At 54.7% G+C, this 14,377-nt stretch carries 16 protein-coding genes; 13 read left to right on the plus strand and 3 right to left on the minus strand.

Going from position 1 to position 14,377, the window contains the following annotated elements; translation table 11 throughout:
- The first annotated feature begins 41 nt into the window (after positions 1 to 41).
- The 5 genes from ampD (at position 42) to M0G74_RS18015 (ending at position 4,776) form a co-directional block, all read left to right on the plus strand.
- Complete coding sequence (ampD, locus tag M0G74_RS17995; protein ID WP_248220152.1) at positions 42 to 617, plus strand: 1,6-anhydro-N-acetylmuramyl-L-alanine amidase AmpD; 576 nt, start codon at positions 42 to 44, stop codon at positions 615 to 617.
- Between the two features lie 92 nt (positions 618 to 709).
- A complete protein-coding gene (gene ampE, locus M0G74_RS18000; RefSeq protein ID WP_248220154.1) occupies positions 710 to 1,630 on the plus strand; it encodes a regulatory signaling modulator protein AmpE in 921 nt (306 codons plus the stop codon).
- A gap of 15 nt (positions 1,631 to 1,645) precedes the next feature.
- Entirely contained in the window at positions 1,646 to 2,653 is a 1,008-nt protein-coding gene (locus M0G74_RS18005) for a threonine/serine dehydratase (RefSeq protein ID WP_248220157.1), read from the plus strand.
- 161 nt (positions 2,654 to 2,814) lie between these two features.
- The gene (locus M0G74_RS18010) at positions 2,815 to 3,345 is read left to right on the plus strand and encodes a YbhB/YbcL family Raf kinase inhibitor-like protein (protein ID WP_248220158.1); all 531 of its coding nucleotides are present in this window, start codon (positions 2,815 to 2,817) and stop codon (positions 3,343 to 3,345) included.
- A gap of 69 nt (positions 3,346 to 3,414) precedes the next feature.
- A complete protein-coding gene (locus M0G74_RS18015) occupies positions 3,415 to 4,776 on the plus strand; it encodes an MFS transporter (RefSeq protein WP_248220161.1) in 1,362 nt (453 codons plus the stop codon).
- 117 nt (positions 4,777 to 4,893) lie between these two features.
- Here M0G74_RS18015 and M0G74_RS18020 read toward each other — a convergent pair whose 3' ends face one another.
- Entirely contained in the window at positions 4,894 to 5,280 is a 387-nt protein-coding gene (locus M0G74_RS18020; protein WP_348983722.1) for an MGMT family protein, read from the minus strand.
- A gap of 116 nt (positions 5,281 to 5,396) precedes the next feature.
- Here M0G74_RS18020 and M0G74_RS18025 point away from each other — a divergent pair, with 116 nt between their 5' ends.
- Both M0G74_RS18025 and M0G74_RS18030 read left to right on the plus strand, forming a co-directional pair.
- A complete protein-coding gene (locus M0G74_RS18025) occupies positions 5,397 to 6,383 on the plus strand; it encodes a DUF481 domain-containing protein (protein WP_248220162.1) in 987 nt (328 codons plus the stop codon).
- Positions 6,384 to 6,439: 56 nt separating this feature from the next.
- A complete protein-coding gene (locus M0G74_RS18030) occupies positions 6,440 to 7,201 on the plus strand; it encodes an SDR family oxidoreductase (RefSeq protein ID WP_248220163.1) in 762 nt (253 codons plus the stop codon).
- Positions 7,202 to 7,264: 63 nt separating this feature from the next.
- Here the strand turns inward: M0G74_RS18030 and cfa are convergent, their stop codons facing one another.
- Positions 7,265 to 8,407 carry a cyclopropane fatty acyl phospholipid synthase gene (cfa, locus tag M0G74_RS18035; protein ID WP_248220166.1) on the minus strand — a complete coding sequence of 381 codons (1,143 nt, stop codon included), beginning with the start codon at positions 8,405 to 8,407 and terminating at the stop codon, positions 7,265 to 7,267.
- A 189-nt stretch (positions 8,408 to 8,596) separates the two neighbouring features.
- Here cfa and M0G74_RS18040 point away from each other — a divergent pair, with 189 nt between their 5' ends.
- The 3 genes from M0G74_RS18040 (at position 8,597) to groL (ending at position 11,381) form a co-directional block, all read left to right on the plus strand.
- Complete coding sequence (locus M0G74_RS18040) at positions 8,597 to 9,169, plus strand: FxsA family protein (protein ID WP_248220168.1); 573 nt, start codon at positions 8,597 to 8,599, stop codon at positions 9,167 to 9,169.
- A gap of 219 nt (positions 9,170 to 9,388) precedes the next feature.
- A complete protein-coding gene (locus tag M0G74_RS18045) occupies positions 9,389 to 9,682 on the plus strand; it encodes a co-chaperone GroES (RefSeq protein ID WP_160153101.1) in 294 nt (97 codons plus the stop codon).
- A gap of 58 nt (positions 9,683 to 9,740) precedes the next feature.
- Positions 9,741 to 11,381: a chaperonin GroEL gene (gene groL / locus M0G74_RS18050; RefSeq protein ID WP_160153102.1), complete on the plus strand. Its 1,641-nt coding sequence runs from the start codon at positions 9,741 to 9,743 to the stop codon at positions 11,379 to 11,381.
- Positions 11,382 to 11,454: 73 nt separating this feature from the next.
- Here the strand turns inward: groL and M0G74_RS18055 are convergent, their stop codons facing one another.
- Positions 11,455 to 12,498: an integron integrase gene (locus M0G74_RS18055; RefSeq protein WP_282450333.1), complete on the minus strand. Its 1,044-nt coding sequence runs from the start codon at positions 12,496 to 12,498 to the stop codon at positions 11,455 to 11,457.
- 350 nt (positions 12,499 to 12,848) lie between these two features.
- Here M0G74_RS18055 and M0G74_RS18060 point away from each other — a divergent pair, with 350 nt between their 5' ends.
- The 3 genes from M0G74_RS18060 (at position 12,849) to M0G74_RS18070 (ending at position 14,116) form a co-directional block, all read left to right on the plus strand.
- Positions 12,849 to 13,130: a hypothetical protein gene (locus tag M0G74_RS18060; protein WP_248220170.1), complete on the plus strand. Its 282-nt coding sequence runs from the start codon at positions 12,849 to 12,851 to the stop codon at positions 13,128 to 13,130.
- 142 nt (positions 13,131 to 13,272) lie between these two features.
- A complete protein-coding gene (locus M0G74_RS18065) occupies positions 13,273 to 13,671 on the plus strand; it encodes a GFA family protein (RefSeq protein ID WP_248220172.1) in 399 nt (132 codons plus the stop codon).
- Between the two features lie 175 nt (positions 13,672 to 13,846).
- Positions 13,847 to 14,116, plus strand: a complete 270-nt coding sequence (locus M0G74_RS18070) for a hypothetical protein (protein ID WP_248220173.1) — start codon at positions 13,847 to 13,849, stop codon at positions 14,114 to 14,116.
- Positions 14,117 to 14,377 lie beyond the last annotated feature (261 nt).

Genomic DNA, 14,377 nt, shown 5'->3' on the forward strand with positions numbered 1-14,377 from the left:
CATAGAATAACCCTCTGCTTTAGCTCAGCGGAGTCGCGTTTGTGAAATATCAGGTCCAGTCAGGTTGGTTGTCCGGTGTTCGCCGGGTGCCGAGTCCGCACTGCAATAGTCGCCCGGACAATGCAGAAATAGACCTGTTGGTAATTCACAGTATCAGCTTGCCGCCGGGACAGTACGGCGGCTCCTACATCGATGAGTTTTTCCTCGGCCATCTGGATATAGATGCGCATCCTTATTTCTCGGAAATTGGCACCCTGCAGGTTTCTGCGCATCTGTTGATCGATCGCAATGGACGGGTCACGCAATATGTCCCGTTTGATGATCGCGCCTGGCATGCGGGGCAATCGACGTTTTGTGGCCGGGAAAACTGCAATGATTTCTCCATCGGTATCGAGCTGGAGGGCTTGGACACCGATATTTATACACCCGCGCAGTATGCGTCACTGGCGGAGGTGTCGATCGCGATCATGGAAGCCTACCCGACCATCGATAAGTCGCGCATTACTGGTCACTCGGAAATTGCCCCGGGCCGCAAGCTGGATCCGGGGCCTGGATTTGACTGGACGTTGTATTTTGAGCAGTTGGATCAGTTGACGGGCGATACGCCACTTGTCTGAGACCTGCGGTTTGAGCGTCCGGTGAGGCATTAGGGCGAAACCTGCGTTTGCCTGTGTTTATTTGAAAATTAAAACTACATTTGGGGAGTGCTATGGCGCTTTTGATTGTGCTGTTTGCATTGGGGCTGGTGCAGATCTGGGGCTCTGGAGGCCCACTCCATCGGGATGGCTGGTTTTTGCGCTGGCGACAAGCGGTGGCGCGGCAGCAGACCTTTGCCCAAAAGCAGGGACTTGAGTTCGGTATTGTCGTCCTTCTGCCTGTATTACTGGCGGCGGTCGTTTTGGCGTTTGCTGAATCCATGCTCGGTGGTCTGGGGGTGTTACTGGTGAGTGTGCCACTGCTGCTGTATAGCTTTGGTCGCGGTAACTTCAACGATGCACTTTCCAGCTATCTGCGTGCCTGGTACCGGAATGATCTGGAAGGCGCGTATATCGAAGCGGAGCCCCTGTTGAAAGGGGTGCAGAAAGAGGCGCCCAGCGACGCTCAGTCGCTGCACCGGATTGTGTTTCGCGCCGCAGCCTACCGGGCCTTCGAGCGGCTGTTTGCGGTGTTGTTCTGGTTCCTGCTACTGGGTGTTCCCGGGGCCGTGTTGTACCGGGTGAGTCAGCTCTATGTGGACACAACCGCTGCACCGTCCCCAGCGGAACCGGATGAGGCTGTGGCCGGCGTCGGGGTTGATGGCCAGCTGGCACAAAAGTGGCTGTGGTTACTTGAGTGGCTTCCGGTGCGGGTACTGGGCTTTACGCTGGCGATCGTGGGCAATTTTGCCGGTTGCTACCGGGCCTGGCGGGAGCACCTGACCTGTAAAGAGAGCGGTTCGGCGGACGTGCTCGAATACTATCTCGAAGGCGCGTTGGGCGGAATTGAAAGTAGTGAGTGCAGCGCCGGAGTGGCGGTCAGTGAGGGGCAGCGACTCTGTGGCGCGGAACTGGAAGCGCTGCAAAGCCTGTTATCCCGGGCGCTACTGATGTGGCTGACGGTGATTGCGCTTTACGTGATTTTTGTTAGCTGAGAGTGGTATTGATTGATGTCAGAGATTCCAGCTTTCGATGCCGACACGAATACTTCTATCGTGGCCGATATTCCCGAAGCGGCGGAAGTGTTTGCCGCTGCGCAGCGGCTGACGGGGATAATACATCGTACGCCCCTGATGACCAGTCGCGCTATTAATGCGGCGGCCGGCGCGGAAATCTTTTTTAAATGTGAGCACCTGCAAAAAGTAGGCGCCTTTAAGGCGCGCGGGGCTGCCAATGCGGTTGCGCTTTTACCGGCGGGCACTGCGCTGGTCGCGACCCATAGTTCAGGTAATCATGGCGCGGCGCTAGCTTGGGCTGCGGCGGAGCGAGGGATGAAGTGTACGGTCGTTATGCCGGACAATGCCCCGCTCGCGAAGCGCGAGGCCGTCGCGGCTTATGGTGCGGAGATCATTTATTGTGCGCCGACACTGGAAGCGCGGGAAAGCACCCTGGCCGATGTAGTGGCGCGCACGGGGGCCCACGTGGTACCTCCGTTCGACGACCGCCGTATTATCGCTGGCCAGGGAACGGTAGCGCAGGAAATCATCGGGCAGTGCCGGGAGCAGTGTTTTACGCCGGATCTGGTCGTGGCGCCAGTGGGCGGCGGCGGGCTGCTGGCGGGGGTAGGCCTGGCTATTTCTGCGCTGGCGCCGGAAGTCAAAGTACTGGGTGCGGAACCAGCGGGGGCAGATGACGCCCAGCGTTCGTTTCGCAGCGGGCAGCGGGTCACGGAGCAGAGCCCGGATACCATGGCCGATGGCCTGCGTACCACTCTGGGGCTGCGGAACTTTGTCCTGATTCGCAGAACCATAAACGATGTGGTGACGGTTTCCGAGGCGGATATCCTGGCGGCGATGAAGTTGATTTGGCGTCGTACCAAGCAGCTGGTGGAACCTTCGGCCGCAGTAAGCCTGGCGGCGGTACTGGCGCATCCGGCACGCTTCAAAAACAAGCGGGTGGTGTTGGTACTGACCGGCGGGAATATGGATCTGGCGACCGTTGGCGATCTTATGCGGTGAGCACCGCTCTCGGCCCGGGGGGGCTTACTTCGAGGGTTTATCTCCGGCTTTACCTCCGTATTTAGCACCAGGGATTTATCTCTATGTTCAGTAGTACCAAATCCGGATTCAGAGGCGGGCTTATTCGCAGTAATGGGACTGCTAAACTCTTGCAAGCCTTGATGATGATTGCGCTGTTCGGGGGCTCGGAATTGGTCGTCGCAGGTGAATTTACCTTGTCATCGACGACCATCGCCGAAGGCGAACGCTTGCGTCGGGCCCAGCTTTACTCCGGCCCTGATTGTGGCGGTGAGAATATTTCGCCGCAACTGAGCTGGCGGGGGGCACCGGAAGGAACCCGAAGTTATGCGCTGGTGATGCATGACCCGGATGCGCCCAAAGAGGGCGGCTGGTGGCACTGGATTGTATTCAACATTCCAGCGGGTGTTACTGATTTGCCCGAGGGTGCCGGGGAACTCAAGGCCGGCCTGATTCCCGAGGCTACGCAGAGCCGCACAGACTTTGGCAGTCCCGGATACGGTGGTGCCTGCCCACCGGAAGGTCACGGCGACCACCGCTACCAGTTCAAGGTGTATGCGCTCAATATCGAGCAATTGCCATTGGGCAATGACAGCTCGGTTGCAGAGGTCATTGCTCTCATCAACAGCAGTAAACTGGCGGAAGCAACACTGGAAGCGAAGTTTGGCCGCTGACAAGCGGCATTGCTGTCCTGCTCTTTTAGAATCGCTCACTCAAAAACGGACAATAAGGAATCGCTCTAGATGGTGAAGCAACAAGTCGGTTGGCTGGAAGCATTCCTGGTGTACTTTAAGCCCCGGGTGTTGGCGATGTTTTTCCTCGGGTTTTCCTCCGGCCTGCCTTATGCCCTGGTGTTTTCCACACTTGCCGCCTGGCTGCGCGATTTCGGTATCAGCCGTACCGCCATCGGTTTTTTTGCCTGGGTTGGGGTCATTTTTGCGTTCAAATTTGTCATCGCTCCCTTTATCGATGCGGTGCCGATCCCCTGGCTTACCCGGAAGATGGGTAAACGTCGTAGTTGGATGCTGGTTTCTCAAATAGGCCTGGCGATTGGGCTTTACGGGATGGCGAATCTGAATCCGCAGCTGGCGATCCTGCAAGTGGCACTTGTTTCACTGGCGGTCGCATTTTTCTCCGCATCACAAGATGTGGTGGTGGATGCCTACCGGATTGAAGCGGTTGAGCAGGAATTCCAGGGAGCTATGGCGGCGAATTATGTGTTCGGCTATCGGGTGGCCGTGCTTATCTCCGGTGCCGGTGCCCTGGTGATCGCCGACCAGCTCAACTGGTACGTTTCCTATACCACCATGGCGGCATTCATGTGTGTGGGCATTATTACCACATTCATCATCAAGGAGCCGGATCACCGGAAGATGCAGGAGGAGGCCGAAACGTTCGAGCACGAATGGGTCGAGAAGGTGTTGGGTAGTGGTCAACACAGCCGGGTAAAAGAGTGGTTTGTGCGCGCTGTCGCCAGTCCTTTCCTGGAATTTTTTCAGCGCAATGGCCGCTTTTCGATACTGCTGCTGTTTTTTGTCAGTATTTACCTTCTGAGCGATATCGTCATGGGGATCATGGCCAATCCTTTCTATCTGGATCTGGGCTTTTCCAAGACCGATATCGCGCAGATTACCAAGGTATTTGGCTTCTTCTGTACCATCGCTGGCGCCTTTCTCGGCGGGGCGCTAGTGGTCCGTTACGGAATCATGCGCCCGCTGATCCTGGGGGCCTGCATGCTCACGGTCACCAACCTCCTGTTTGCCTATATGGCGCAGCAAGGACCCGACAAAATGTGGTTGGCATTTGTCATTAGCGCCGACAACATTAGTGGTGGCCTTGCGAACTCGGTCTTTATTGCCTACCTCTCGAGCCTGGTGAATCAGTCCTATACCGCTACACAGTACGCTTTGTTCAGCTCAATCATGAAGTTGCCGGGGAAAATTGTGGCCGGTTTTTCTGGTGTTGTGGTCGATGCGCAGGGATACACCCACTTCTTTGTCTATGCCGCGATACTGGGACTGCCAGCCATCATCCTGGCGGTATACCTGTGGTTGCGAAGCCGCAAGGAGGAGGCTGAGGAGGCGGGGGCTGCGTCCACTTCCTGATCATGCTTTTCAAGCCCTGGCCGGCAAATTGTCGGGGGGCGCCGTTGGGCTCCGACTGTTCCAGTTTATCGGGGGACTCGTCGGGGCTGCTTTGGCGGGGTTACTTGGTCGAGGTTGTCAGAGCTCTCCCGGCTGCGGCCAGCGATAGTGAACCAGATCCACTCTTCCTTTAATCAGCACAATACCCTCAGATTCAAGCCGCCGTATCTGCCGTTGGGCGCCGGGTTCCGGCAATGAAATTCGCCCCTGTGCGTTCAGCACCCGGTGCCAGGGCAGGCGGGTGTCTTTGGGCAGCTTGCGCAATGTCTGGCCCACCAGCCTTGCCGCTCGCGGTAGCCCGGCCAATTCCGCCAGTCCACCATAGGTGACTACCCGCCCAGACGGGACCTGTGCCAGTGCAAGGCAGATGCGACTTGTGGCATCATGGCCGCCTGTTACGGTCTCCTGCGCCTTGTCAGGCCCTGAAGTTGCACTATTTCCATTTTTTTTGGTCTTATTGCGCACTTTTACTTAATAACTCCAGGCTATCGAAAGGTTGTTTCGTGTTTTCTGTTGTATCCCGACTTGTTTCCTCTTTCTGCTTTACCGCACCTCCTGCCCGAAACGCACTGTGCGCAGTAGTGGCATTGGTTGCGCCGCTGGCTGATGCCGGTGTTCTCAGCCTGACCAACGGGGACCGGGTACACGGCGAGCTGGTGGTGGTGGAGCGGGACCATGTGGTCTGGAAGTCCGAAACCTTCGGTGATATTACCGTAGAAAAAGGCAAAATCCTGTCTCTGGAAACCGATAAAGACTTGAAGATTGCCGGCCGCGAGGAGCCCTGTGCACTGGCCGGCCACCGTCGTCAGCAGTGGGAACTGTACTGTGATGAAGGCTCGGGCTGGGTGATGGACTTCCCGGCGATCGATCACGCGGAACCCTATATCAATTTTGTCGGTGACCCGATTATCTTTCGCGGTAACGTGGCGGCTTCCGGTGTCTTCGAAGATGGTAACCGGGAGCGTGAAGACTGGGATGTGAGTGCCAATTTCGATGTGCGCAATGGTGACTTCCATCACCTGATCGGTACCCAGTACCAGAATCAGAACAGTGCGGATGTGACCAACCTGGAGAAGTACCGGCTCAGCTACGATCTGCGCTGGATCTTTGCCGAAAAATGGTTTGCCGCGGGTAACAGCGCTTTCCTGCATGAAGAAGCGCGAAACATTGACCTCAGCTCAACGATGGGTCTCGGTCTCGGTTTTCTGTTTTTTGATACAGATAAATCTGCATTTTCCATTCAGGGTGGTGTGAACAGCCTGCGGGAAGACTTTATTGACCCGAGCCTGAATGATAAATCCGGCAAGCGCTATGCCGCGGGTCGTACGGCCTGGGATTTCCGTTACAAGTTCGACCTGGGTCCGGAAGTTTATTACAACCAGGAGCTACTGCAGTCTCTGGATAGCAGTGAGGACTACCAGAGCAATGCGGAAATTGGCGTGCGTACACCGCTGGTGAAGGGCATTCTGATGGAAGTGAAGTACGCTTGGCAGTACGACAATACCCCGTCGCTCGAAAGTGCAAAAGAAGACACCAAGATGACCGTTGGCGTGGGCTATTCCTGGTAAAGGGTAACGCTTTTATTGGCTCGTATCGCCAATGAAGATTGAATTTTGAGGTACACATGCAAGTAGCAAATAGCATTATTGCCATTACTGGCGCCGGGCAGGGGCTCGGCCGTTCCATGGCGGTTTATCTGGCAGAGCGCGGTGCGCGCCTGGCGTTGCTGGATGTTAACCAGCAGGGGCTGGATGAGAGTGTGGCGGCGTGCCAGGCCCATGATGTCGAGGTGCGGAGCTATGTGGTCAATGTCGCCGATGAGACGGCGGTTGATCAGTGCTTTGCTGCCATCGCCGCGGACTTTGGCGGACTGGATGTGCTGGTGAACAATGCCGGCATCATGCGCGATGGCATGTTGCTCAAGGTAAAAGATGGCAAAGTGATCGAGCGTATGTCGCTGGCGCAGTGGCAGTCCGTCATTGATGTCAACCTGACCGGGGTTTTTCTCTGTACCCGCGCTGCCGGCGCGATTATGGCGGAAAGCGGAAATGGGGGTGTGATTGTCAATATTTCCAGCGTGTCCCGCGCGGGGAATATGGGGCAGACCAACTATTCCGCGTCGAAAGCGGGTGTCGCCACCATGACCGTCACCTGGGCAAGAGAGTTGGCACGCTATGGGGTGCGGGTTGCAGCTATTGCGCCCGGTTTCATCGGTACCGATATGGTGGCGCAGATGCGACCGGAAATTCTCGAAGGCCTGGTCAAGCAGGTGCCCCTGCGTCGTATCGGCGAGCCGGATGAAATTGCGAGCACCGTGTCGTTCATTGTTGAAAATGACTACCTGACCGGTCGCGTGATCGAGATTGATGGCGGTGCACGCATGTAAATGCATACTGGATGTCAGTGGAAAAGGCGAGTCTTTCAGCTCGCCTTTTTTTGTTTTTGAACGTTAGACAACGCGAGGCACACCACCCTCCCGCTTGTTGGAAAATATCCACTGCCAGAGCTGTATGTGGCGCGCTCGAAAAGCGCCGGCGCAAGACAGCAGGTAATAGCGCCACATGCGGTAAAACGTCTGGTCGAAGGTATCTGCAAAGTTGTCCCAGCGGGCTTCAAAATTCCGGTGCCAGGCCATCAGGGTTTTGTCGTAGTCACTCCCAAAGTTGTGCAGATCCTCCTCAATAAAAAGGTCTTCCGCGCTGTCGCAGATCTGGCCGGAAGAGGGCAGGTCGCCATTGGGGAAGATATATTTATCGATCCAGGCATCGGTGGTGGAAAAACGCTGATTTTTGCCAATGGTGTGTAACAGCAGCAACCCGTCTTTGTTCAGGCAGCGCCGGGCAACCTGCATAAAGGCCCGATGATTCTTGCGACCGACATGCTCGAACATACCGACGCTGGCAACGCGGTCAAATTGCCGGTTGAGCGATCGGTAGTCCTGCAGGTGTACCTCAATGGGGAGCTCGGCGTAGGTTTGCTCAATGTAATGACATTGTTCCCGTGAAACGCTGACCCCGACACATTCGACGCCGTATTTCTCCGCGGCATACCCGAGGAGACTGCCCCAGCCACAACCGATATCCAGCAGGCGCATGCCGGGTTGTAACCCCAGTTTCCGGCAGATCAGGTCCAGTTTGGCTGTCTGCGCGTCTTCCAGATTCTGCGCTTCCCGCCAGTAGCCACAGCTGTAGGTCATGCGGCTGTCGAGCATTGCCTGGTAGAAATCATTGCCGAGATCGTAGTGCCGCTCACCGACCTGGAAAGCGCGACCGCGGCTTTGCAGATTGACCAGATAGGCGCGGGCGATTCGCCACAAATTGCGGAACGGCTTGGCTTTTCTGTGCAGGTCGGCGCGCAGGAGCTTGTGGAAAAACTGGTCCAGCGCTGGACTGCTCCAGTCGCCGCGCATATAGGTCTCACCGAGACCGAGGCTGTGCCTGGCAACGATTTCATCCAGTGCGGCACTGCGGTGAAGCTGCATGTCCCAGGGCCGGTCACCGTTAATCCGGATATCGGCCAGGGCGAGCAGCTCATCGAGAAAATGGCGGCGGCGGTCGATCGTTGGGGCCATTGGATTACTTTCGCTTTCCATGGTGGACTCCATAGTCGCTGGAGGCGATTTGCGCGTCACAAGGGTCAGTGGCTAAACTGCGAGCCTGTATCCTGATGACGGTCATTCCCGCCCCAGGAAAGTCGACTACTAGACCCTTAAGCATATCGGAAAAGCCCAAGTTCGCCTGTGCCACAGGAACCTGACTTGTTCCCAGCCGCGGAGAGCCCCATGCGTCCATTGTTGATCCTGTTTATTGTGATGCCGATTCTGGAAATGTGGGTGCTGATCAGCGTCGGCCAGGAGATAGGGGCACTGCCTACCATCGGCCTGGTGTTACTGACGGCGGTGGTGGGCCTGGCTTTATTGCGCCATCAGGGAATTTCCACGGTTATGCGCGCCCAGCAGAAGATGCAGGCGGGGGAGATGCCCGCACGGGAAATGGCGGAGGGGATTTTCCTGGCGGTGGGCGGGGCTTTATTGCTGACCCCGGGTTTTATTACCGATGCGATCGGCTTCGCCTGCCTGGTGCCTGGATTGCGGCAGCTGGTACTGGGCAAGTTGCTCAGTCGAATCGTGGTCGTTCAGAGCAGCAGCTACGGTCCATACTCCCGGCCAGGCCCGGGCGCCGGCAATGGGCCGAGAGGGCAGGGTTCTCACGATGTGATCGAGGGGGACTATCGGCGGGAAGACCAACGAGAAGACCAACGAGAAGACCAGCGAGAAGATCAGCGAGAAGATCAGCGAGAAGATCAGCGAGAAGATCAGGGCAAAGATCACAATGACCGGGGTGAATCTCGCTAGATCTGGTCAAAAATTGCGCGCATTTCCTGTGTTTTGCCCGGATTTCCGGGCCCCGTCATTTTTTTTCTCTGCCACTGTTGAAATCCTCCTCCCAGCCCTCAGATAGGCTCCACCCCAAGTTTTTGTCCTGCACCCCAAAGGGGGCGGACCTGCCCGGGGCCAAACGTGCCCAGGGCACTTGACATTGCAACCCTAAATAACTCAATGGAGAGCAAATCCATGAAAATTCGTCCTTTGCACGATCGCGTCGTCGTACGCCGTAAGGAAGAAGAAGCCAAATCTGCCGGTGGTATCGTGCTGCCGGGTGCCGCGAAAGAAAAGCCGAACCAGGGCGAAGTGGTCGCAGTAGGCGAAGGCAAGCTGCTGGATAACGGCGACGTGCGCGCTCTGTCTGTAAAAGTGGGTGACACCGTAGTATTCGGCCGTTATGCCGACAGCAACACCCTCAAGGTGGACGGCGAAGAGCTGATCATCATGAGCGAAGGCGACATCTACGGCGTACTGGAAGGCTAAGACTCGGTTAATAGCCCCGGTACCGGAAAACCACGAACAGAATTGAGGAATTAAGACCATGGCAGCAAAAGACGTTAAATTTGGTGATGACGCTCGCCAGAAAATGCTGAACGGCGTAAACATCCTGGCTGACGCCGTAAAAACCACCCTGGGCCCGAAAGGCCGCAACGTGGTACTGGACAAGTCCTTCGGCGCTCCTACCGTAACCAAAGACGGTGTATCCGTAGCCAAAGAAATCGAACTGAAAGACAAGTTCGAAAACATGGGCGCGCAGATGGTGAAGGAAGTTGCTTCCAAAGCCTCCGACACCGCTGGTGACGGCACCACTACCGCTACCGTACTGGCCCAAGCCATCGTGACCGAAGGCCTCAAGTCCGTAGCTGCAGGCTTCAACCCGATGGACCTGAAGCGCGGTATCGACAAAGCCGTTGCGGCAGCCGTTGAGCACATCGCCAGCCTGGCCACTCCCTGTGAAGACAGCAAGTCCATCGCTCAGGTAGGTACCATCTCCGCCAACAGCGACGAGCACGTGGGCACCATCATCGCGGAAGCGATGGAAAAAGTGGGCAAAGAAGGTGTAATCACCGTTGAAGAAGGCTCCGGTCTCGAGAACGAGCTGGACGTGGTAGAAGGTATGCAGTTCGACCGCGGCTACCTGTCTCCTTACTTCATCACCAACCAGGAAAACATGACTGCCGAGCTGGACAGCCCGTTCATCCTGCTGGTTGACAAGAAAATCTCCAACATCCGCGACCTGCTGCCGCTGCTGGAGCAAGTAGCCAAGGCTTCCAAGCCGCTGCTGATCATCGCCGAAGACGTAGAAGGCGAAGCGCTGGCGACTCTGGTTGTAAACAGCATGCGCGGTATCGTTAAAGTTGCAGCGGTGAAAGCACCGGGCTTCGGCGACCGTCGCAAAGCCATGCTGCAAGACATTGCCATCCTGACTGGCGGCACCGTGATTTCTGAAGAAGTTGGTCTGGAGCTGGAAAGCGCCACTCTGGAGCACCTGGGCACCGCCAAGCGCGTAACCCTGTCCAAAGAAAACACCGTGATCGTTGACGGCGCCGGCAATGTTGGCGACATCGAAGCGCGTGTGAAGCAAATTCGTGCCCAGATCGAAGAATCTTCTTCCGATTACGACAAAGAGAAGCTGCAAGAGCGCGTAGCCAAACTGGCTGGCGGCGTTGCGGTGATCAAGGTTGGCGCTGCCACCGAAGTCGAAATGAAAGAGAAGAAAGCCCGCGTTGAAGACGCCCTGCACGCAACCCGCGCTGCAGTAGAAGAGGGTGTTGTTCCTGGCGGTGGTACCGCTCTGGTTCGCGCTATCCAGGCGATCTCTGTTCAAGGCGACAACGAAGACCAGAACCACGGTATCGCTGCTGCACTGCGCGCTATGGAAATGCCGCTGCGTCAGATCGTAACCAATGCTGGTGACGAAGCTTCCGTCGTAGTTGATAAAGTTAAGCAGGGCGAAGGCAACTTCGGCTACAACGCTGGTACCGGTGTATACGGCGACATGCTGGAAATGGGTATCCTCGACCCGGCCAAGGTAACCCGCTCTGCACTGCAAGCGGCTGCCTCTATCGCCGGCCTGATGATCACCACCGAAGCCATGGTTGCTGACATCCCGGAAGACAAGCCTGCAATGCCTGATATGGGCGGCATGGGCGGTATGGGTGGTATGGGCGGCATGATGTAAGCCGGCCTTCCAGCCAAACCTATAAAAAACCCCGCTTATGCGGGGTTTTTTTATGTCCGCCTGTTCCGATATCTCAGGCGGCAAAGAGGTATCTGGGCGTAGGCTCATTTATCTGGGTACCGGGTATGAGTCGGTCCATGGGGCTGAGCACCCCCTTGTTACCCCGGTTCACCACGTGGGTGTATATCTCAGTGATACTGATATCTGAGTGCCCGAGTAGCTCTTGAATGGTGCGAAGGTCGTATCCTGCCTCTAATAAGTGGGTTGCAAAGCTGTGTCGGAAGGCGTGCGCCTTCGCCGGTTTCAGTACCTTGGCCAACTTTACCGCCTCACGAATATGCCGGGAAACGGTGGATGGATGCATATGATGCCTGCGTTCCACACCGCTCCTCGGGTCTTTGCTAAATCCTCCCGCAGGAAACAGGTACTGCCAGGCCGCCTGTCGGCCCCCCTTCGGATATTTTCGCTCAAGTGCATCAGGCAAATAGACTTCGCCAAAACCGTCTTCAATATCTCTTTGGTGGAGCTTCAGTACTTTACGAACTTGTAGTTTTAGCTCCTCCTTCAGATCTTGCGGCAGCAGGGTTGTTCGATCTTTATTACCTTTCCCGCTCCGCACCACAATATTGTTGCTGTCAAAATCAATATCTTTCACCCTGAGGGAAAGTAATTCGGCAATACGCAAACCGCTACCGTACATTAGCGCGACTTGTAGTCGATAGGTGCCGTCTAACTGAGCGAGAATCCTGGCAACTTCGTCCCGGCTATACACTACCGGTAGCCGACGAGGCTGTCTTGCCGTCTTGAAATCCAGGTCCGCTGTGTCTAGCCCAAAAAACTGCCTATACAGGTAAACAAGCGCATTGAGCGCAACTCGCTGGGTGTTTACCGAGCAGCGTCTATTGACAGAAATATGCGTCAGGAACGCCTGAACTTCAGATCTACCCATGTCCTTGGGGTGCGTCAGTTTATGGAAATGGATAAACCGCTTTATCCAGTGAACATAAGTCTGCTCGGTACGATAGGAAAGACCCTTCTGGCGAATGTGGAACCGCAGTTGGTCCATAAATCGCACGGGTGTGTCTGGTATCGTGTGGCGCACATCATCCATTGTCATGTTCTCGCTTTTAACTGTGCATACATACAGTATTTTTGAGGCGTCCCCGGTGTCAAGGCGTAGATCAATAGCTTCAGCTCACGTCGATAGGATTAAGGTGCTAACTGATTGATTTTTAAAAGATTAATTTCTGGCGCGTCAGGCCACCTGAGAAAGATATATAGCACGGCTGCCATATATTTACGCTACCCAAAGAGTTTATTGTGATATAACCTGCTGAATTAACTGGGTTTTTCTGTAAAACATAAACAATGATGCCAACTTGGATATGTGGCAGCGTGATATATGACCCGGGCTTTTGAATAAACTGTTATGGATCTTAAGTATTTCAACTTAATAAGTTCTAGAAAATGAATATTGGTGTTTGTTGGTATCAGAAAGATGAGTGGGAGAAAATGAGATCCCTATCTGTAGATCCTGAGAAACTAGATGATGATTATGAGAGTTGGAAGAAAAATGCACATGAGACAATCACCTCTCTAAGAGAGAAGGGTATGTCGGTTAAAAAGGTCTCAGTAAAAGCTAAAGACCTTGCAGAATGGTGCAACCAGCACGGGAAAAAGGTCAATGGTGAAGCTAGAGCAGCCTATGCATCATTCCTATTGGATCAACGCGAGGCCCGCAATCCATAACAAGCAGCGGCAGAGCGACAGCCAACGCTACGCACCTTTTGTGTTACTCGCTGGCGCTCAAACATTAACACAAAATGCGCTCCGCGCTGGCTACGCCTGCGCTGGGCGTTATGTGCCAGAGCACTGAAGGAACATTATTCGTATGAAAGGAAGCTGTTTGTGTGGTCAGGTTCAGTATCAAATAGAAAAGCTAGAAAGCCCAATTCAACACTGCTCCTGCAAAACCTGTAGAAAAGCGCATTCAGCTGCATTTAATACAGCTGCTGCAGTTTCAAAGAAGAATTTTAAGTGGGCAAAGGGTGAGGATAAAATATCAGGTTATGAATCTTCGCCTGGAAAAGTTCGGTACTTTTGCTCAAATTGCGGATCTCAGCTAATCGCTGAGAAAGAAGGTAGTCCAAATTACGTTCTTCGTGTGGCTACTTTAGATGATGATCCTGGGGTTAAAGCCGAGTTTGGTATCTGGAAATCTCATGAGGTTTCTTGGTTGGAATACGGTGAGCATATTCACGCGCACCCAGAGTGGCAGCCAGGCCGGTAGCCCGTAGCACATAACAAACAGCGGCAGAGCGACAGCCAACGCTACGCACCTTTTGTGTTACTCGCTGTCGCTCAAACATTAACACAAAAGGAGCTCCGCGCTGGCTGCGCCTGCGCTGGGCGTTATGTGTCTTCAGTCCGGGGTTATCGTTGCTCGACTTGAAGTGAATATTTAGATGGCGAGTACCAAATTGATTGAGTTCTATATTTCCCAAATGACAGCGCTTATTTTGGAGAAGCATGTAAAAATTTCGTATCTCCTAAAGTCCCAAATAGCTTCGGCGCCAGTAAAAGCTGATATGTGGCGCTTGCGCTGTGAGAAGGAAGAGTTATTGAGTCTTCATAAAAAATTAAGTGAAGCATTTGAAATTGATGAACAAGTAAATTCAAGTATTAAGCCTCTAGTTCTTGAGGAGTTGGCCAAAATTGGCAGAAAATACACATAACAAACGCAAGCAGAATGCTCCGAGCCTTCGGCCCTCCGCGGGACGCCCAACGCTATGCACATTTTGTGCGGGTCGCTACGCTCCCAACTTCGCACAAAATGTGCATAGCGTTGGCCGCCCCTGTTGCGGGCGTTATGCGTCCGAGTTACCCACAAAAAGTAGACACCCTGTATAGTTAGGTTTCGGCCTAACACGGAGGTGCATCATGAGTAAGAAGAAGGTTGCGGCATATACGGAGGAATTCCGCCGGGAGGCGGTTCG

The organism is Microbulbifer sp. CAU 1566 (assembly GCF_023156515.1).
GTDB lineage: Bacteria > Pseudomonadota > Gammaproteobacteria > Pseudomonadales > Cellvibrionaceae > Microbulbifer.